Here is an 18,465-nt window from a genome sequence, read left to right on the forward strand (position 1 = left end):
AGTTGAGAAATAGCGGGTGTTTCCGCCTCTTCTTGCGGCAAGGCTTGCTTGAAGGCTACATGATAATGAGAGCTCGGAAATCCCCTAGCGAGAACTCTCATGCAAGCACAACTGACCCAACCAGACCGCGCGAACGATCACGATTTGCTCCCGATCCCCCTGGTGTCGCTGCAGGACGCTGAGGAACCGGCAACCATGCCGCGCGCGGCGATGGAAATGAAGGCCATCCAGGAAGCCATCGCCCGGGTGGAAGCCGAAGCCAAGGCGGCCTGCGCCGCCGAAAGCCGCGCCCACGCCGAATCGCGCGCCCGCGCGCTGGCCGAAGACCGCGCCGCCATGGATGCCGCCGCCGCCGCCATAGCGCTGCAAAATGCGCAAGCGTCGGAAGAGGCGATCGTCGCCAACAAGGAACGCCTGGAATCGCTGCGTGCCGCCGCCCAGGCCAGCGTCGCACGTTTGGATGCCGTGAAACAGGAAACCGCCGAACTGCGCGCCCGCGCCGAGGCCGACAACCAGATCCGCAAGGCCGCCGAGGAGCGCGCCAAAGCCGAAGAACAAAGCCGCAAGCGCGCCCACGAACAGGTGGCCGCCGAATCGGCGATGGCCGAGCAAGCCTCGCGCGCCGCTGAAGAACTGCAAGTCCAGACCGAAGAAACGCGCCGCCAGGCCGCCGAACGGGTTGCCGCCGTCCAGGCCGCCAAGGAAGAAATGGTCGGTATCGCCTCGGCCGACGCCCGCGTCGCCACGCTGGCCCGCGAGCGCGAGCGTCACGCCCACGGCGCGCGCCAGACCGCGCAGCAGTTGGCCGAAGCCGAAGCCGAAGCGCTGGAACTGACCAAGCAGCGCGAACGCGCCGACCAGATCGCGCTGGAAGCAGCCTTCAACCGTGCCGCCGCCGAAGTGCGGGCGCTGGAAGAAGCGCGCGCGCTGGCCCACCTGGAGCAGGAACGCGAGCAGATCGCCCTGGCCAAGGCCGAATCCGAACGCAGCGCCGCGCAATCGCTGCGCCTGCGTTTGCAAACCGAAAAAGAAATCCGCGACGCCGCCATCCACCGCGAGCGCATGGAAGCGGTGGCCGCCGCCAGCGCGCAGGCGCGCCGTGAAGCCGACGCCCGCATCCTGGCCGCGACCGAAGCGCGCATCGAAGTGGACAACCAGCTGCGCGCAGTGGCCGTGGCGCGCGTGCACGCCGAAGAGGAAGCCGAAATGGCGACCCTGGCCAAGGTGGAAGCGGAAGCCGAAGCACTGGAGCAAGCCAAGCTGCGCCAGAGCGCCGATACGGCGGCCGCCGAAGCGGCCCGCGTCGATGGCGTGGAACAGCAGCGCGCCGCCGATCTGGCGCGCGAGCGCGACGCCTTGTCGCGCGCCGCCGCCGACCTGGCCGCCAGCCGCAACGCCGCCGAACAGGAAGAAGTCGCCACGCTGACGCGTCAGGTGGAAGCGCAGAACGCCGCCAACGCGGTAGCGCAGCAGCGCGCCGAGCAAGCGGCCGCACTGTTGCAAGCCGAGCAGGCGCGCGCCGCCGCCGAGCAGCAGGCGATCGCCTCGCTCAAGGACAAACTGGAAGCGGAACAACGCGCCACCGAAGCGGCGCAGCAGCGCGTGGCCGCCGAACGCGCGCAGAGCGAGGCTCTGCGTCAGCAGCGCGACGCCGAGCAGCGCCTGGCCGACGCCGCCAATCAGCAAGCGGAAGCGGCGCGCATCATGGCGGCGCAGGTATCGGCCGAAGCGGAACAGAAAGCCATCGCCGCGCAGGCGCTGGCGGCGCAAGCCAACTTGGCGGTCGAGCTGGGCGCGGTGCACGCCGAACGCGCCCGTGTGGAGCAGGACAAAGCGGCCAAGGCGGAAGAGCTGCTGCAGGCCGAACGTGAATTCGTCGAAGCCGAGCGCAAATCGCTGGCGCTGATCGAGCAGAAGCTGACCCAGCAGCGCATCACTACGGCATCGGAAATCCGCGCCTCGCAATCGATCGCCGCTCGCCTGGAAGCGGAAAAGAACGTCGCAGCTAGCGCCCGTCAGCGCGAGCAGGCCGAGCAGGAAGCCGCGCAAGCGATGCTCGACAAGGCCGAGGCGCAGAAAGCGTTGCTGGAAGCAGCGCAAGCGCACGCCGCGATGCAGCGCAAAGTAGCGGACACCACGGCCGCGATGACGGTGGCCAAGCAGGAGCTGGCGGAACTGGAAACGCGCCGCCTGGGCGCCGCGCAAAAAGTGCTGGCCTCAGTACAAGCCAAGATCGCCGCAGAAGGCGCCACGGTCGTCGCCACCCTGGACGACGCCCGCGCCCGCAAGGAAGCGGCACGTCAGACCGGCCCGGTGGAGACCACCCAAGCCGTCTGGCGCTCCCGTTAAAAAACGGGGTCAGGTCCTCCATTGCTACACGAGCTCTACCGTAACGTTCGCTACGGTAGAGCTCGTGTAGCAATGGAGGACCTGACCCCGGATTTAGAAGCTGTAGCCTATGCCGACGAGTAACAGGTCGGCGTCGCGGTGGTAGTCGGTGACGACGCGGTTCCAGGCCGCTTCAGCCACCACGCGCCGGTCCAGGTGGTAGCGCGCGCCCACCGTCACCAGGCCGGAACGGTGCGAGCGCTGGCCTTCGCCGTCGGGCACCCGGAGGTTGAAGTAGGGGCCGGCCCCCATGCCCAGTTCGACCTTCTGGCTCAGCGAGCGTATCAGCCACAGTTGCGTGGCCACGCCATTGCGCTTGCTTTGCGCGCTGTTGCCTTCATGTAGGGCCGTCACCGTCCAGTCCACGTAGTGTCCGACCGCGCGGCGGTATTCCAGCGCGCCGATCAGCGCGGTTTCCGAACGCAGGCTGTTGTTGATGCCTTGTCCGGCCATCAGCGTGATGGCCTCGTCGGCGGCCGGACCTTCCACGTGCAGCTTGTCGCCTTTGACGCCGTTGAATTGGTAACCGACGCCCACCATCAGCGAGGTGGTCGAGTCCTTGCCGGACGGCACAATACGGTTGATCTGCACCTGGTTGTACCAGCGGCTGTCCGCATAGTGGTAGGTGGCCTGCACGCTGTAGATCGCGGCCCAGCCGTGGTCGTTCGTGTAGAGGGTGCCGCTTTGACTGTGCAGGTCGCTGGTATCGAAGTAGTAATACTGCCCGATGCCGGCCGCGAAACTCCAGCCCGGCACGTTGCTGCGGGTGCGGCCCCAGACCTGGCCGGCCACGCCGTCGCGGTGATGGCTCAGCGGGTGGCCTTCGTTCAGGTAGCTCAGGCTCAGCGCCAGATGGTCGTTGATGGGATGGGAGTAGGAAGCGCCGGCGCTGAAAGTGACCTCGTCGGCTTCCTTCACGCGCAGGGCGCCGCCATAGACGGTCACTTCTTGCGCCGCCGCGATTCCGGCCGTGGCCAGCATTGCTGCCGCAAAGAGTGTACGTTGCATAATAGAAGTTCCGGCAAAAAGCCGAGTCTACCGGAAATCAGATCACGCTGCTTTATTGCTGTACGGCCACTTTGGTGATGAAGTATTCAGTTTCGCCGAAGCATTGGCTCGGCACGCCCTTGTGTTGGGCGTAGGACAGCACCACGCGCTTGCCGGTGGCGGCCGTTAGCTCATTGGCGATCTTTTCCTCGCGGACGCTGAATTCAAACTTTTCCGGAATCGCGCCTGGCATCGAGGTCAGCAGGATTTCGCCTTCCCAGGTTTTGCAGACCCAGCCACGGCTGGAGAATTTCTGCAGGTAGCCGGCGCGTTCGCCCTCCGAGTAGGAGATGTGCAGCATGGCCCAGGTGTACAGGCTCAACAGCAGCAGGGCGGCGGCCAGCAGGCCGAAGAAGTACAGCAGGATGCGTTTGGATGAGGTCATGGCGATTCGAAGTTAGGCAATGTTTTGAATCTTATCACGCCGTGTGCAGCCGTTTGTGACGTAGCGACGACCAGATCGAGACCGCGATGAAGGCGACCCCGGACAGGCCGGTGAACCATTCAGGGATGTGGTATTTCACGCTGGCCAGCATGATCAGCGCCAGGATGCCGATGGCGTAGTGCGCGCCGTGCTCGAGGTAGACGTACTCTTCCAGCGTGCCTTTGTGTACCAAATACACCGTCATCGAGCGCACGAACATGGCGCCGATCGCCAGGCCCAGCATGATGATGACCACGTCCGAGGTGATCGCAAACGCGCCGATCACGCCGTCGAAGCTGAACGAGGCGTCCAGCACTTCCAGGTAGAGGAAACCGCCGAAGCTGCCCTTGGCCACCGTCGCCACCACCTGGCCGACGCCCGCTTCGGTGATGTCTTCGTCGTCGGCCGGCGGATCTTCCTCAAGCAGGCTGCTGATCCACATCACCGCCAGGTAGATGATGATGCCGACCACGCCGGCCGTCAGCACTTTGTACTGTTCTTCCGCCGCCACCAGCGAGACGCAGCCGAACACCGCCAGCAGCGCCAGCAGCACGGACAGGCTTTCGGTGCCGTGCTGGCCCAGTTTTTCTTCGATCCAGCCCAACCAGTGCAGTTCCTTCTGGTCGTCGAACAGGAAGTTGAGGAACACCAGCAGCAGGAAGGCGCCACCGAAGGCGGCCACTTCGGCGTGCGCGCCGGTCAGGTGGCGCGAGTATTCGTCCGGCGTGTTGAGGGCCATGTGCCAGACGTCGATCAGGCCGAAGCCGGTGGCCATGGAGACGATCAGCAGCGGGAACACCAGCCGCATGCCAAACACGGCGACCAGGATGCCGACCGTGAGGAACAGCTTGCGCCAGAATTCGTTCCAGTGGCGCAGCACCGAGGCGTTGACCACCGCGTTGTCGAACGACAGCGACACCTCCAGCACACCCAGCACGGCGGTGATCCAGAGCGCCTGCGCCAGGCCGGCGGTCCCGCCCTGGGTGTAGCCCCACCAGCCGGCCAGCGCCATGAGGATGAAGGAGACGGCAATGGAGATACGGAAGTGCTGCATAGTTGTTGTCTTTGTGGAAATTTGGGATAGGTGGGATTTTATATTACTTGCTTCCGCCACTGGGGGCCGTCTGCCATAATGTCGCCACAAAAATGCAAAGGATAGCCACGATGGACATCGCGTATCTCGTCACCCCGCTGATTACCTGGATCACGGTCGGACCGATCAAGTTTCTGATTAATAGCGCCAAGGCCGGTAAATGGGCCTTCAATCTGGTGGGCAACGGCGGCTTCCCGAGCAACCATAGCGCCGTGGTGTCGAGCATGGCCACCCTGATCGCGCTGCGCGAGGGCATCGGCCATCCGGCTTTCGGCGTGGCGGTCACGCTTTGCTTTATTGTCATCATTGACGCCAACAGCCTGCGCCAGCACGTCGGCAAGCAGGCGGCGGCCATCAACCGCCTGGCCAAGGAAGAGGGCGGCCACACGTGGTTGCGCGAGCGTATGGGCCATACCCTGGTGGAAATCGCCGGCGGCCTGTGCACCGGCATCGCCATCGGTCATCTGGTTCACGCCATTTTCGGGCGCGGCTGAGCACGCGCTCACTACCGCGTCACTGTCCGCCGACTGTCCGGTCGGCGTCCGAACGGCGGCCATTAGCTTTACCGTTCATCCCGTTATTTGGCGTTTCAGCCACAAATTCTACCGTCCGTCGCACTGTGATTGACCTGTTCAGGGCAGTCGGGGATACTCTGCGCCCTGTAGTCTGGCTAATATTCTAAAAGCACCAATGTGCCACTTTCTGGAGAACTTTATGTTGCGCAAATCCCTTCTCGCTCTCGCCATTGCCTCTGCCCTGGTTGCATGCGGCAAATCAGCCAAGGAGCCTGAAAAAGCCGGAGCCAGTGCTTCGGCCTCAGCTTCCGCAGGTAAAGACGACAAGAAAGTGACATTGCAGATGTCGCCCGAGGATACGCTGACCATCCAATCCGACGCGCTGGCGTCCGGCCCGGTCATCACCGGTTCGATCCAGCCCGAGCGCCGCGCCGACCTGCGCGCCGAAGTCAACGCCATCGTAATTCAAGTACTAAAGGAAAATGGCGAGACGGTTAAAAAAGGCGACGTGCTGCTGCGCCTGGACGAAACCTCGATCCGCGACAGCCTGACCTCGGCCGACGAAGCCACCCGCGCCTCCGAGCAGACCCTGGCCCAGACCCAGCGCATGTTCGAGCGCCAGAAAACCCTGCTGGCCTCCGGCATGGTCTCGACCACCGCCCTGGAGGACGCCGAAGTGCGCCGCAACAACGCCCAGAGCGATCTGGCGGCGGCCCGTTCGCGTTCGGTCGCGGCACGCCAGCAACTGACCCGCACCGTGGTGCGCGCGCCGTTCGACGGCATCGTCAGCGACCGCAAGGTGTCCAACGGCGACACCGCCCAGGTCGGCAAGGAATTGATTAAAGTAATCGACCCGAGCAGCATGCGCTTCGAAGGCATGGTCTCGGCCGACAAGATCGGCGTGGTCAAGCTCGGCCAGCCGGTGCTGTTCCGCGTGAACGGCTACGAAGGCCAGAGCTTCAGCGGCAAGATCAAGCGCGTCGATCCGGCCGCCAATGCCGTCACCCGCCAGGTCGAGGTGTTGGTCGACTTCGCCGAGGCGGCCCGTCCGGGCGTGGCCGGCTTGTACGCCGAAGGCCGCGTCGAGGCGCAGACCACCGCCTCGCTGATGGTGCCGCCGTCGGCGCTGGTGCAGGCCGGCGACAGTAATTATGTGTGGCGCGTGAAAGGCGGCCAGTTGGCCAAGGTGCCGCTGACCATCGGCACCCGCGACGAGCGCAGCGGTCGCTGGCAGGTGTTGAGCGGCCTGCAGGCCGGCGACATGGTGGTGCGCGTGCCGGCCTCCGGTTTCAAGGATGGCCAGAAAGTGGAATTGACGGCGCCTAAGGCTGTGGCTTCGGCTTCGTCTGGCAAGGTCGCGGAAAAATAAAAAGGAGACCCAGCCATGTTCTTATCCGATTTTAGTATCAAACGGCCCATCGCCACGATCGTCCTGATCGTTGCGATGATGTGCCTGGGCTTGATGGCGCTGAACAAGCTGCGCGTCAACCAGAACCCGGACGTTGAAGTCCCGTTCATCGTGGTCAATATTCCGTATCCGGGCGCTTCGCCTGAAACGGTCGAGCGCGAGATCGTCAACCGCCTGGAAAAATCGCTGAACTCGATCACCGGTGTGACCGAGCTGAACAGCACCTCGGCCGAAGGCTATGCCAGCATCTTCATCAAGTTCACCTTCACCAAGAACTTGATCGAGGCCTCGGACGAGATCCGCAACGCCATCGCAGCGGTACGCTACAAGCTGCCGATCGAGATGCGCGAGCCGATCCTGCAGCGCATCGATCCGTCGGCGCAGCCGGTGATGCAGATGGCGCTGTCGTCGAGCAGCCAGAGCCACGCCGAGATTTCGCGCCTGGCCGAGGACAAGCTGGCCGACCGCTTCCGCAGCATCGACGGCGTCGCCACGGTGAATATCGACGGCGCCCTGAAGCGCGAGCTGAGCGTGCTGCTGAAGGCCGAGAAGCTGCGCGAGTACAACGTCTCCGTCGGCGACGTGGTCAACGCGCTGCGCAACCAGAACACCAATGCGCCGGTGGGCAAGGTGCGCGGCGAGCTGGACGAGAAGAGCATCCGCCTGGTCGGCCGCATCGAGCGTCCGGAAGAGTTCCAGCAGGTGGTGGTCAAGCGCAATGGCAACGAGCTGGTGCGCCTGGCGCAAGTGGCGACGATTGAAGACGGCTTCGCCGAAGTCAACAGCCTGAGCGTGCGCTCGGGCAAGCCGAACGTCGGTATCTCCGTGACCCGCTCGCGCGATGCCTCGACCGTGACCGTGGCCAAGAAGATCAAGACCATGGCCGAAGAAATGCAGAAGGAAATGCAATCCGGCACCAAGCTGGAGATCACCCAGGATGACGGCGCGAACGCCGAGAGCAGCTTGGACAACGTGATCCACGCGCTGGTGTTCGGCGCCGGCCTGACCATCTTCGTGGTGTATGCCTTCCTGAACTCGTGGCGCTCGACCTTGATCACCGCGTTGTCGCTGCCGACCTCGGTGCTGGCGGCCTTCATCGGCGTCTGGCTGTGCGGCTTCACGCTGAACTTCATGACCCTGCTGGGCCTGTCGCTGGCGATCGGCGTGCTGATCGATGACGCCATCGTGGTGCGCGAAAACATCGTGCGTCACATGCAGCTGGGCGCCGACCGCCGCACCGCCGCGCTGAAAGGCACGGCAGAGATCGGCATGGCGGTGGCCGCCACCACCTTCTCGATCATGGCGGTATTCATTCCGGTGGCCTTCATGCCCGGCATCACCGGCGAATGGTTCCGTCCGTTCGCGCTGACCGTGACCTGCTCGGTGGCCGTCTCGCTGCTGATTTCGTTCACGCTCGATCCGATGCTGTCGGCCTTCTGGGGCGATCCACCGGATCACCACACGGCGCCGCGCAAGGGCTTTGAAAAAGTGCTGGTCAAGTTCAACCACTGGTTCGACCACCAGGCCGACCGCTACGGCAACGTCATCGAATGGGCGCTGCATCACCGCCGCGCGATGGGCATCATCGCCGTGGCCACCTTCGTGGCGGCGCTGGGCCTGCAAGCCAAGTTCGGCGGCGCCAGCTTCGTGCCGTCCTCGGACTGGGGCACGATCGCGATCGACGTCCGCACGCCGTCGTCGAGCTCGCTGGAATACTCGCGCCTGAAACTGGAAAAAGCGGCCGTGATCGCCCGTGGCATCAAGGAAACCAAGGAAACCAATAGCTACGTCAACCTGAGCGGCGGCCGTATCTACGTCGACATCGGCAAGAAGACCGAGCGCGATCGCGGCGCGGTGGAAGTGGCCAAGGAATTGCGTGAGAAGCTGGCCGGGCTGGTCGGCGCCGAATACACGGTGCTGGACGACCTGAGCAACGGCGCCCGCAAACCGGTGCAGATCGAATTCACCGGCACCGATTCGCGCAAGCTGATGGAAATCACCAACGCCTTCATGGACCGCCTGCGCAAAGTGCCGGGCGCGGTGGACGTCGGCCTGTCGGAGATGGATCCGAAGGATGAACTGCAGATCGTGCTGAACCGCGGCCTGGCCAATTCGATGGGCATCGCCGCCGGCGACGCGGCACAAGCGCTGCGCGTGGCGTTCGCCGGTATCGAAGTGGGCGACTGGGTCGACCCGACCGGCGAGTCGCGCGACGTGGCGGTGCGCCTGTCGCCGTCGGACCGCACCAGCGCCGAGAACATCGAGCGCCTGCCGATCGCCGTGGCCGGCACCAACCAGATGGTGCCGCTCGACCAGATCGCCAGCGTCACCATGGGCAAGGGCCCGTCCACCATCAAGCACAAGGATGGCAAGCGCGTGATCTCGGTCAGCGCCAACGTCGAAGGCCGCTCGCCGGGCGAAGTGACCACCGACGCCATGAAGCTGGTGAAAGACATCGACTTCCCGCCAGGCTACGGTCTGTCGCTGGGCGGCGCCGGCAAGGACATGCAGGAAGTGTTCGGCGCCATGGGCATCGCCCTGATCGCCGGCGTCGGCCTGATGTATCTGATCCTGGTGATGCAGTTCGGTTCCTTCACGGCGCCGGTGGCGGTTATGTTGTCGCTGCCGCTGTCGCTGATCGGCGTGGTGCTGGGCCTGCTGGCCACCAATAGCACCATCAACCTGATGAGCCTGATCGGCGTGATCATGCTGATGGGCCTGGTGGCGAAGAACGCCATCCTGCTGCTGGACGCGGCGCGCAAGCGCGAGGAAGAGGGCTTCAGCCGTGAAGACGCGCTGATGTACGCCGGCCGCATGCGTCTGCGTCCGATCCTGATGACGACGTTCGCGCTGATCGCCGGCATGCTGCCGGTGGCCATCGGCTTGGGCGAGGGCGGCGAGTTCTACCGTCCGATGGCGATCGCCATCATCGGCGGCACGATCACCTCGACCGTGCTGACCCTGCTGATGGTGCCGACCTTCTACGACAGCATCGAGATCGCCAAGGACAGCGCGCTCGCCAAGACCCATCGCCGCGCCGAGCGTTTCGGCATGGTGCTGGCGGTGACGGCCATCGTGGTCGAAACCCTGCTGTTCCTGGTGCTGGCGCGCTTCGTCTACCGCTCGGTGATGAAGCTGGTGCACAAGGTGACCGGCCGCCGCGCGCCGACGCCGGAAGCGCCGCAAGAGGAAACTCGCAAGATTGCTTAAAAGTATTTTTACTTAAGCATGAGAAAGGGCCTGCGGGCCCTTTTTTTATGATTATTTGTAGAACAAGTGCTCGGTTTCTTTTGAAACTGGTTTATTTATGTAGTATGCTGCTGGCCTTCCTGTACCGAACGGCTACCGGATCCCCATAAAACCATTCAAAAAGCGAGACTGTCATGCAGCATAAATATCTCCCCCTGATCATCGCCGCCGCCCTGGGCGCCATGTCCGTGAGCGCGCAGGCCTCCGGTTACCGTTTCGGTTCGCAAAGCGTGGCCGGCCAGGGTACGGCCGACGCCAACGGCGCCGAAGCCAACGACGCTTCGACCATCTTCTACAATCCGGCCGGCATGTCGCGCCTGGAAGGTACGCAGATCAGCGCCGGCACCACCGTGGTTGTGCCGCACTCGACCTTCAACGACACCGGCTCGACCCGCTTCACCGGCAAGACGACCGGCGGCACCGGCGCCGACGGCTACGCGCCGGACGCGGTCGCTGCGCCATCGCTGTACATCAGCAAGAAGATCGACGACAGCTGGGCCGTGGGCTTGGGCCTGTTCGTGCCATACGGCGCCAAGCTGGACTACGGCAATACCTGGACCGGCCGCTACGCGCTGTCCAACATCAAGCTGGAAGCCATCACCCTGAACCCGTCGGTGTCGTGGAAGCTGAACCAGCACCACGCCTTCGGCTTCGGCATCAATGCTGAATTCATGAAAGCCGAGCTGGGCCAGGCTGTGGACGTGCCTGGCACGATCGCTGCGTTGTCGAGCGGCGCCGGCGCTGCACAAGGCGCGGCCCTGATCAAGCAGATCGCCGCACTGGGCGGCAATCCTGCGCTGCTGGCCACCGCGCGCGACGCGCACGGCGCCAACGACGGCAAGGACTGGGGCTGGGGCTTCAACCTGGGCTACCTGTTCACGCTCGACGAAGCCACCCGTTTCGGCCTGGCTTACCGTTCGTCGGTATCGCACCAGCTGAAGGGCAGCACCGTGTGGGACTTCTCGCAAGTGACCACCGATCCGATCGTCAACAAAGTGCTGAGCGCGGCCTCGAACAAGGTCAACTCGGCGGCGCTGGTCAAGCTGCGCACGCCTGAGACCCTGTCGGCCAACGTGTTCCACCAGTTCGATTCGAAATGGGCCGGCATGGCGGACGTGACCTTCACGCGCAACAACCGCATGGGCGACCTGCACATTGAATTCCCTGGTACCGGCGAAGGCGATGAAGTGATTCGTCAGCAGTGGAAGAACACCGTGCGCGTTTCGCTGGGCGGCAACTACGCCTACAACGAACAGTTGACCCTGCGCGCTGGCGTGGCGTATGACGAATCGCCGGTCAAGAGCGCCGAGCTGACCCACCCGGCGCTGCCGGACAGCGACCGCATGCAGTACTCGGTCGGCGCCAACTGGAAACTGAGCCCGCGTTCGTCGATCGACCTGGCGTACAGCTTCCTGGACTTCAAGGATGCCAAGATCAACTACACCAACCAGTGCACCCCGCTGACCCGCACCTGCACCGGCAACGGCGAAACCACCCGTGGCGTCTACCAGACCCACCTGTCGCTGATCGGCGTGGCGTACAACTACAAGTTCTAATGTAAGCTGCAACAACGACAAAGGGCCTTCGGGCCCTTTTTTTTATGCCGCCTTGCGTTCGCTGTCGATAGCCGGTTCGACGTCGCTGTTGAAGATGGCGAGGTCGGTTTCGCCCAGCACGCGGCTGGTGACGGCGCCGGCCGTGATCGAGCCGCTGACGTTGAGCGCCGTGCGGCCCATGTCGATCAGTGGTTCGATCGAGATCAGCAGGCCGGCCAGCGCCACCGGCAGGTTCATCGACGACAGCACGATCAGCGCCGCAAAGGTGGCGCCGCCGCCCACGCCGGCCACGCCCACCGAGCCGATGGTGATAATCGCCAGCAGCGGGGCGATGAAGCCCAGCGTGAACGGATCGACCCCCACCGTCGGCGCGATCATCACCGCCAGCATGGCCGGGTAGATGCCGGCGCAGCCGTTCTGGCCGATGGTGGCGCCGAACGAGGCGGCGAAGTTGGCGATGCCTTCCGAGGTGCCTAGGCGCTGCGTCTGCGTTTGCACGCTCATCGGAATCGCGCCGGCGCTGCTGCGCGAGGTGAAGGCGAAGGTCAGCACCGGCAGGATTTTTTTGGTCCAGCGCAGCGGGTTCAGGCCCAGGCCGCTGATGATCAGCAGATGCACCACGAACATCAGCAGCAGCGCGCTGTACGAGGCCAGCACGAAGTCGACCAGGCGCAGGATGTCGGTGTAGCTGGAGGTCGAGACCACCTGCGCCATCAGCGCGAACACGCCATACGGTGTCAGGCGCAGCACCAGGGTGACGATGCGCATCACGATCGCGTGGGCGACGTGGATGAAGCGTTCGAACGAAGCGAAGATGTCGGCCTTCTTGTCGTGGATGCCGGTGGCGGCGATGCCGATGAACACCGAGAAGATCACCACCGCAATGGTGGAGGTCTTGCGTCCGCCCGTCATGTCGAGGAAGGGATTGGCCGGGATGAAGCTCAGCAGCATGCTCGGCAGCGAGATCGCCTGCGCCGCCTCCACTTTGCCCTGCAGGTAGACGCCGCGCGCGACGTCGGCCGCCGTGGCGGTCAGGCCGACCGCGCTCAGGCTGAAGGCCTTGGCCATCAGGATGCCGATGCCGGCCGCGACAAGCGTGGTGAGCATCAGCGTGCCGATGGTGAGCGCGCTGATCTTGCCCAGCGAGTTGATGCCTTTGAGCTTGAGGATGGCGGAAATGATGGACACCATAATCAGCGGCATCACGATCATCTGTAGCAGTTTGACGTAGCCGCTGCCGACGATGTCGAGGTAGTCGCTGGTGGTCTTGATGTCGGCCGAAGCGGCGCCGTAGATGGCCTGCAGCGCCGCACCCAGCACCACGCCCAGCCCCATGCCGGTGAAGACGCGCACCGAAAACGACGCGTGCTTGCGCTGCTGCGCATATAACAGTCCCAGCAAGGCCAGCGCCACAAGCAGATTGAGGATTACATTGATCGTCATTTCCCACCCTTTACTACATATTGATCAGCAATCGGCCATTTTATAGGTGATAAGCCACGGTTTATAGGCGATTGAGTGAATATTTGGCTATAAGGTCATACAGAATTCACATATGCAAGTGTTGTAATGTGGCAATTCGTGAAATTACTTTAATTTTCCAGGCGTACAATCCTTGCTATCCCCTTGCTAGGAGCAATTCGAAATGGCGAACATGAAAGTAGGTACCCGGTTAGGTTTGGGCTTCGGTTTGGTGCTGGTTTTGCTGCTGGTGATCGCCTCGCTGGGCGTGTACAACATGAGCACGATCTATGCCAAGCTCGACCGCATCGTCAACGAGAACGCGGTCAAGATGCAGATGGTCAACGATATGTCGGAGGCGGTGCATATCGTGGCGCGGGTCACGCGCAGCGTGGTGCTGCTGGAGGAGGAGCCGGCCATTCGCCGGGAAATGGAAAAGGTGGTCAAGGCGCGTGCGGATTACAACGAGGCGGTCGAGGCGTTGGCCAGGCTGCCGGCCACGCCCAAGGGCGTGGAAATCCGCGACCGCATCGCCGCCCAGGCCAAGCTCACGCGTCCGCTGAACGACAAGGTGTTCGAGCTGGCGCTGGGCAACAAGGATCAGGAAGCCACGGACTTGCTGATGAAGCAGGCCGGCCCGGCCACCCAGATCTGGCAGGATGAGATGGATGAGTATGCGGCGCTGCAAAAGGCCAACAACCAGGCCGGCGCGGCCGAGGCCGTAGCCGCCTATGAGCGGGCCCGCACGCTGATGCTGGTGCTGAGCGCGGTGGCGATCGCGGTTGGCGTGGTGGCTTCGGTGCGCATCGCGCGCGGCCTGCTGCGCCAGCTCGGCGGCGAACCGGATTACGCGGCCGACATCGCCGGCCGGATCGCCTCGGGCGATCTGACGGTGGTGGTCGATACCCACAGCAACGATAAGCAAAGCATGCTGCACGCCATGAAGATGATGCGCGACGCGCTGGCCGGCATCGTCGGCGAGGTGCGCACCGGCACCGCCATGATTGCGTCGGCCTCGTCCGAGATCGCCTCCGGCAACCAGGACTTGTCGGCGCGTACCGAGCAGCAGGCCAGCTCGCTGGAGGAGACGGCGTCGTCGATGGAGGAGCTGACCAGCGCGGTGCGCGCCAACAACGACAATGCGCGCCAGGCCAATCAGCTGGCGCAGTCGGCGTCGGCGGTGGCGCAGCAGGGCGGCGCGGTGGTATCGCAGGTGGTCGACACCATGGGCGCGATCAACGAGTCCTCGCGCAAGATCGTCGACATTATCGCGGTGATCGACGGCATCGCCTTCCAGACCAATATTCTGGCGCTGAACGCGGCGGTGGAAGCGGCGCGCGCCGGCGAGCAGGGACGCGGCTTTGCCGTGGTGGCTTCAGAGGTGCGCACCTTGGCGCAGCGGTCGGCCTCGGCCGCCAGGGAGATCAAGGAGTTGATCGGCACCTCGGTCGAGAAGGTGGAGATCGGCAGCAAGCTGGTGGAGCAGGCCGGCCACACCATGGGCGAAGTGGTGGCCAGCGTGCAGCGCGTGACCGACATCATGGCCGAGATTTCCACGGCGGGCGACGAGCAGAGCGCCGGCATCGAGCAGATCAACCAAGCCGTCAGCGAAATGGACACGGTGACGCAGCAGAACGCGGCGCTGGTGGAGGAGGCGGCAGCGGCGGCCGAGGCCATGCAGAATCAGGCGGCCAGTTTGGAGCGCGTGGTCAGCGTGTTCCGGCTCGATGGTGGAACGGTGCACGCGGCCGCGCTGGTGGCCAGGGTCAGGCCGGCGCCGCCGCGTCCGGCGACGGCCAAACCGGTGCGCGCGCCCGCGCGGCCGCAGCAGCGCCTGGCCAATTCGGGCGCCGGCAGCAAAGAGGATTGGGAAGAGTTTTGAATCTGTCTATAATCGCGGCAGGATAACCTTTATGGATGAGTCGCGATGAAAGTCATGTTTGCCCTGATGTTGGTTTCGACGGCCGCCCTGGCCGATAATGCCGCGCTGCAGAAATGCCGCCAGCTGGAAGATGGTCCGGTGCGGTTGGCCTGCTACAACGCCATTCCGCTGGCGCCGGTCTCCGTTGCAAGCGCCCCTGCTGCTGCAGCAGCGCCTGCAGCTCCGGCTGCGGCGGGCTACACCATGGTGGCCGCGCCCACCAAGGCTGAAATGGAGTCCATGTTCGGCCGCGAGCCGGAGGCCATCAAGTCGGCGCGCCTGAACGCGATTGAAACCAGTATCGCCGGTCCGTTTGACGGCTGGGTGCGCGGGCAGCGCATCCGCCTGGCCAACGGCCAGGTCTGGAAAGTGGTGGATGACACGGAAGACGTGGTGGAACTGAACAATCCCAAGGTCACGGTCAAGCGCGGCCTGCTGGGCGCGATCTTCCTCGACATCGAAGGCGCGCACCGCAATCCGAAAGTGCAACGCGTTCAATAAACAACTTCGGGGTCAGTTCCGACATTCGGACACGAGCCCAACCGTAGCGGTCGCTACGGTTGGGCTCGTGTCCGAATGTCGGAACTGACCCCGAAGTTATAGCCAGATATCGAAGCTGGTGGTGCCTTTGCCGGTGGCCGCCAGCCGGTAGGCGAAGCCGTGCCGGTTGAGGACTTCGCGCACGAATAGCAGGCCGATGCCCTGGCCGCCTTTCTTGGTGGTGAAGAAGGGCGTGAACAGCTGCCGCGCCGGGACGTCGCCCAGCAGGTTGCCCGAGTCGATCACCGATAGACGCACGCCATCATCCTCGCGCGCCAGCACCAGCGCGATCCGTTTGTCTTCGCCCGCCCCGGCTTCGGCCGCTTCCATCGCATTTTTTACCACGTTCAGCAGCGCCTGCTCCATCAGCTGGCGGTCCATGGCGATGGCGGGCACGTCGTCGCAGCGCTCCCACGCGATGCTGATGCCACGGCTGCGGCATTGTTCGCGGTACAGGTAGACGATGTCGTCCATGATGTCGCGCACGGCGTTCGGCCGCAGCTCCGGCGCCGGCATCTTGACCACGCGCGTGAAGCGCTCGATGAATTCGCCCAGGCTGGCGTTGCGCCGTTGGACCGCCAGGATGGCGGTGCTGAAGTCTTCGCCGTCGCGCTCGGCCAGCTGGCTGCGGTAGTAGAGCAGCGAGTCCAGCACCGAGCCGGTGGCGGCCACCGTGTTGTTGACTTCATGTGCGAGCACGCGGATCAGTTTTTCGTAGGTGGCTTTTTCCGAGCTTTCCAGTTCCTCCGTCAGTTCCTCCACCAGCAGGAAGTGGCGCGCGAAGCCGCGATCGTAGAATTGGCCGCGCTGGCCGCGATAGCGGCGGCCGTCGGCGTCGGTCAGCAGCTGCGAGTCGCCCAGCGGCAGGGCGTCCAGCTGGACCAGCAGGCTGTGGCCGACCCCGCCAGCCCCGCCGAAACTGTCGGCCTCGCCGACCCGGTCGGCACCGTCGGACGCACCCGCCGTGCCGCCTTCTCCGCCGCGCGCTGCGCAGGCCGACAGCGTTTGGCCGCGCGCGTCGCCAAGGCCGGGCAGGGCTTGCGCGCTGGCGTTCAACAGGCTGATGCGGCCGTCGAAGTCGAACACGATGACGGCGCTGGGCGTCGCTTCCAGCAGGCGGTCGAGGAAGCCTTGTTGTTCGCCGATCTGCAGCCGCTCCTGGTACAGCGCGCCCAGCATGGTGTTGAACAGCTGGACCAACTCGTTCAATTCGGCGTCGCCGCTGGTTTGCAGACGGGCCGCGTAGTGCTGGTCCTGCAGCAGGTCGTGGAAGTGGCGCGTGTAGCCCAGCGGTTCCAGCGCGCGCCGCACCAGGCGGATGCCTAGCGCAAGGCTGAGCAGCACCGCCGCTTCCAGCGCTAGCATGACCATAGGCTGGCTGCGGAACAGCAGCACGGTGATCGCCAGGAACAGCACATGCGCGGCGATCAGGTAGGCGTACAGCCGCCGCCGCAAACTCATGAGAGCGCCGCGCCGTCGGCCGCGCCGAGGTTGTGGCGTTCCAGGCGGCGATACAGCGCCGTGCGGCTCAGGCCCAGTGCCTTGGCCACGCGCGAGATGTTGCCTTGGTGTTGCTCCAGTGCGTGGACGATCATGTGGCGCTCCACTTGTTCCAGCGTCATGCCATCGACGCCCAGGCGCTGGCCACCGGACGCGCCGCCATGTTCGTGCTGTTCCACCGCGACGAAATCGGCCTGCCGCAGTTCGCTGCCGCCGACCAGCAGCAGGGTGCGTTCCAGCGTTTGCTTGAGCTGGCGGATATTGCCGGGCCACGGTTGCGCGCTGAGCCACTCCAGCGCCTGCGGCGTGAGCGTGGCGGGCGGCAGGCCGTAGCTGGCCGCCACCTCGCCGATGATGTGGCGTGCCAGCAGTGGAATATCGCTGCGCCGCTCGCGCAGCGGCGGCAGGCGGATGGTGATCAGGTTCAGGCGGTAGAACAGGTCTTCGCGGAACTCGCCGCTGGCCACCAGTTCGGCCAGCTCGCGGTTGGTGGCCGAGACCACGCGCACGTCGGCTTTTTCGCTGCGGCTGGCACCCACCGGCTGGTAGGTCTGGTCTTGCAGCACGCGCAGCATCTTGACCTGGTCCGAGCGATTCAGTTCGCCGATCTCGTCCAGAAACAGCGTGCCTTCGTTGGCTGTGGCGACATGGCCCTTGCGGTCGGCCTTGGCGTCGGTGAAGGCGCCACGCACGTGGCCGAACATTTCGCTTTCAAACAGCGACGGCGTGATCGCGCCCATGTTGATCTTGACGATGGCCTGGCCCTTGCGCGGGCTGTTGCGGTGGATGGCGTCGGCGATCAGCTCCTTGCCGCAGCCGCTTTCGCCGAGGATCAGCACCGGCGCGCGCGTGTTCGCCACCTGGCCGATGGTGGCCAGCACCTTCAGCAGGCGCTGGTGTTCGCCGACGATGCCGCTGAAATCGAATTGCGCATCCAGCGCCTGGCGCGAGGCGTTACCGGACGGCGCCGGCGTGGCCGCGTCCAGCGTGGAGCGGACCAGTTCGGCCAGCTGTGTGTTGTCCCAGGGCTTGGTGAAAAAGTTGGCGGCGCCGGCCTGCATGCCGCGCACCGCCAGCGCGATCGAGCCCCAGGCCGTCATCAGCAGCACCGGCAGCGCCGGATAGGCCGCGCGGAGGTCGGCCAACAGCTGCAGGCCTTCCTCGCCGCTGGTTTGCAGCGAGAAGTTCATGTCCTGCAGCACCAGGTCGACCGGCTGCTGGGCGAGTATCGCCAGCGCCTGCTTGGGCGCGTCGGCGCACAGGGCGTCGTAGCCGGCCTGCTTGAGCAGCAGGGCCAGCGAGACTTGCACCGCACTGTCGTCGTCGATGATGAGGATGCGTTGCTTGCGAGTGGATTCCATTA

The 18,465-nt window shown here is 64.5% G+C and carries 13 protein-coding genes; 7 read left to right on the forward strand and 6 right to left on the reverse strand.

Annotated elements, in window-relative coordinates; translation table 11 throughout:
- The first annotated feature begins 99 nt into the window (after positions 1 to 99).
- A complete protein-coding gene (locus ACXZ1M_RS22215) occupies positions 100 to 2,349 on the forward strand; it encodes a coiled-coil domain-containing protein (protein WP_459049789.1) in 2,250 nt (749 codons plus the stop codon).
- 93 nt (positions 2,350 to 2,442) lie between these two features.
- On the opposite strand, the gene ACXZ1M_RS22220 is transcribed toward ACXZ1M_RS22215, so the two are convergent.
- Genes ACXZ1M_RS22220 through ACXZ1M_RS22230 form a run of 3 tightly spaced genes read right to left on the reverse strand, consistent with a single transcriptional unit; the run spans position 2,443 to position 4,913 of the window.
- Positions 2,443 to 3,396, reverse strand: a complete 954-nt coding sequence (locus tag ACXZ1M_RS22220; RefSeq protein ID WP_459049790.1) for a hypothetical protein — start codon at positions 3,394 to 3,396, stop codon at positions 2,443 to 2,445.
- Between the two features lie 52 nt (positions 3,397 to 3,448).
- A complete protein-coding gene (locus ACXZ1M_RS22225) occupies positions 3,449 to 3,820 on the reverse strand; it encodes a hypothetical protein (RefSeq protein WP_459049791.1) in 372 nt (123 codons plus the stop codon).
- Positions 3,821 to 3,854: 34 nt separating this feature from the next.
- Positions 3,855 to 4,913 carry a DUF475 domain-containing protein gene (locus ACXZ1M_RS22230; protein ID WP_459049792.1) on the reverse strand — a complete coding sequence of 353 codons (1,059 nt, stop codon included), beginning with the start codon at positions 4,911 to 4,913 and terminating at the stop codon, positions 3,855 to 3,857.
- 110 nt (positions 4,914 to 5,023) lie between these two features.
- On the opposite strand from ACXZ1M_RS22230, the gene ACXZ1M_RS22235 reads away from it, so the two are divergent.
- The 4 genes from ACXZ1M_RS22235 to ACXZ1M_RS22250 all read left to right on the forward strand — a co-directional run bounded on the left by ACXZ1M_RS22235 (position 5,024) and on the right by ACXZ1M_RS22250 (position 11,680).
- Positions 5,024 to 5,446 (forward strand): divergent PAP2 family protein, encoded by a 423-nt coding sequence (locus tag ACXZ1M_RS22235; protein ID WP_459049793.1) that lies wholly within the window; start codon positions 5,024 to 5,026, stop codon positions 5,444 to 5,446.
- 220 nt (positions 5,447 to 5,666) lie between these two features.
- Complete coding sequence (locus tag ACXZ1M_RS22240) at positions 5,667 to 6,836, forward strand: efflux RND transporter periplasmic adaptor subunit (protein WP_459049794.1); 1,170 nt, start codon at positions 5,667 to 5,669, stop codon at positions 6,834 to 6,836.
- Positions 6,837 to 6,851: 15 nt separating this feature from the next.
- Positions 6,852 to 10,085 (forward strand): efflux RND transporter permease subunit, encoded by a 3,234-nt coding sequence (locus tag ACXZ1M_RS22245; protein ID WP_459049795.1) that lies wholly within the window; start codon positions 6,852 to 6,854, stop codon positions 10,083 to 10,085.
- A 173-nt stretch (positions 10,086 to 10,258) separates the two neighbouring features.
- Positions 10,259 to 11,680 carry an OmpP1/FadL family transporter gene (locus tag ACXZ1M_RS22250; protein WP_459049796.1) on the forward strand — a complete coding sequence of 474 codons (1,422 nt, stop codon included), beginning with the start codon at positions 10,259 to 10,261 and terminating at the stop codon, positions 11,678 to 11,680.
- Positions 11,681 to 11,722: 42 nt separating this feature from the next.
- On the opposite strand, the gene ACXZ1M_RS22255 is transcribed toward ACXZ1M_RS22250, so the two are convergent.
- Positions 11,723 to 13,123 (reverse strand): L-cystine transporter, encoded by a 1,401-nt coding sequence (locus ACXZ1M_RS22255; protein ID WP_459049797.1) that lies wholly within the window; start codon positions 13,121 to 13,123, stop codon positions 11,723 to 11,725.
- Positions 13,124 to 13,334: 211 nt separating this feature from the next.
- On the opposite strand from ACXZ1M_RS22255, the gene ACXZ1M_RS22260 reads away from it, so the two are divergent.
- Together ACXZ1M_RS22260 and ACXZ1M_RS22265 are read left to right on the forward strand one after the other, a co-directional pair.
- Positions 13,335 to 15,023, forward strand: a complete 1,689-nt coding sequence (locus tag ACXZ1M_RS22260; RefSeq protein WP_459049798.1) for a methyl-accepting chemotaxis protein — start codon at positions 13,335 to 13,337, stop codon at positions 15,021 to 15,023.
- A gap of 45 nt (positions 15,024 to 15,068) precedes the next feature.
- Positions 15,069 to 15,563, forward strand: a complete 495-nt coding sequence (locus ACXZ1M_RS22265; RefSeq protein ID WP_459049799.1) for a hypothetical protein — start codon at positions 15,069 to 15,071, stop codon at positions 15,561 to 15,563.
- A gap of 96 nt (positions 15,564 to 15,659) precedes the next feature.
- Here ACXZ1M_RS22265 and ACXZ1M_RS22270 read toward each other — a convergent pair whose 3' ends face one another.
- On the reverse strand, positions 15,660 to 17,063 hold the full coding sequence (locus ACXZ1M_RS22270; RefSeq protein WP_459049800.1) for a sensor histidine kinase: 1,404 nt from the start codon (positions 17,061 to 17,063) through the stop codon (positions 15,660 to 15,662).
- The gene (locus ACXZ1M_RS22275) at positions 17,060 to 18,463 is read right to left on the reverse strand and encodes a sigma-54-dependent transcriptional regulator (RefSeq protein WP_459049801.1); all 1,404 of its coding nucleotides are present in this window, start codon (positions 18,461 to 18,463) and stop codon (positions 17,060 to 17,062) included. Before ACXZ1M_RS22275 ends, ACXZ1M_RS22270 begins: the two co-directional genes overlap by 4 nt.
- Positions 18,464 to 18,465 lie beyond the last annotated feature (2 nt).

It is taken from the genome of Duganella paludis, from assembly GCF_054461335.1.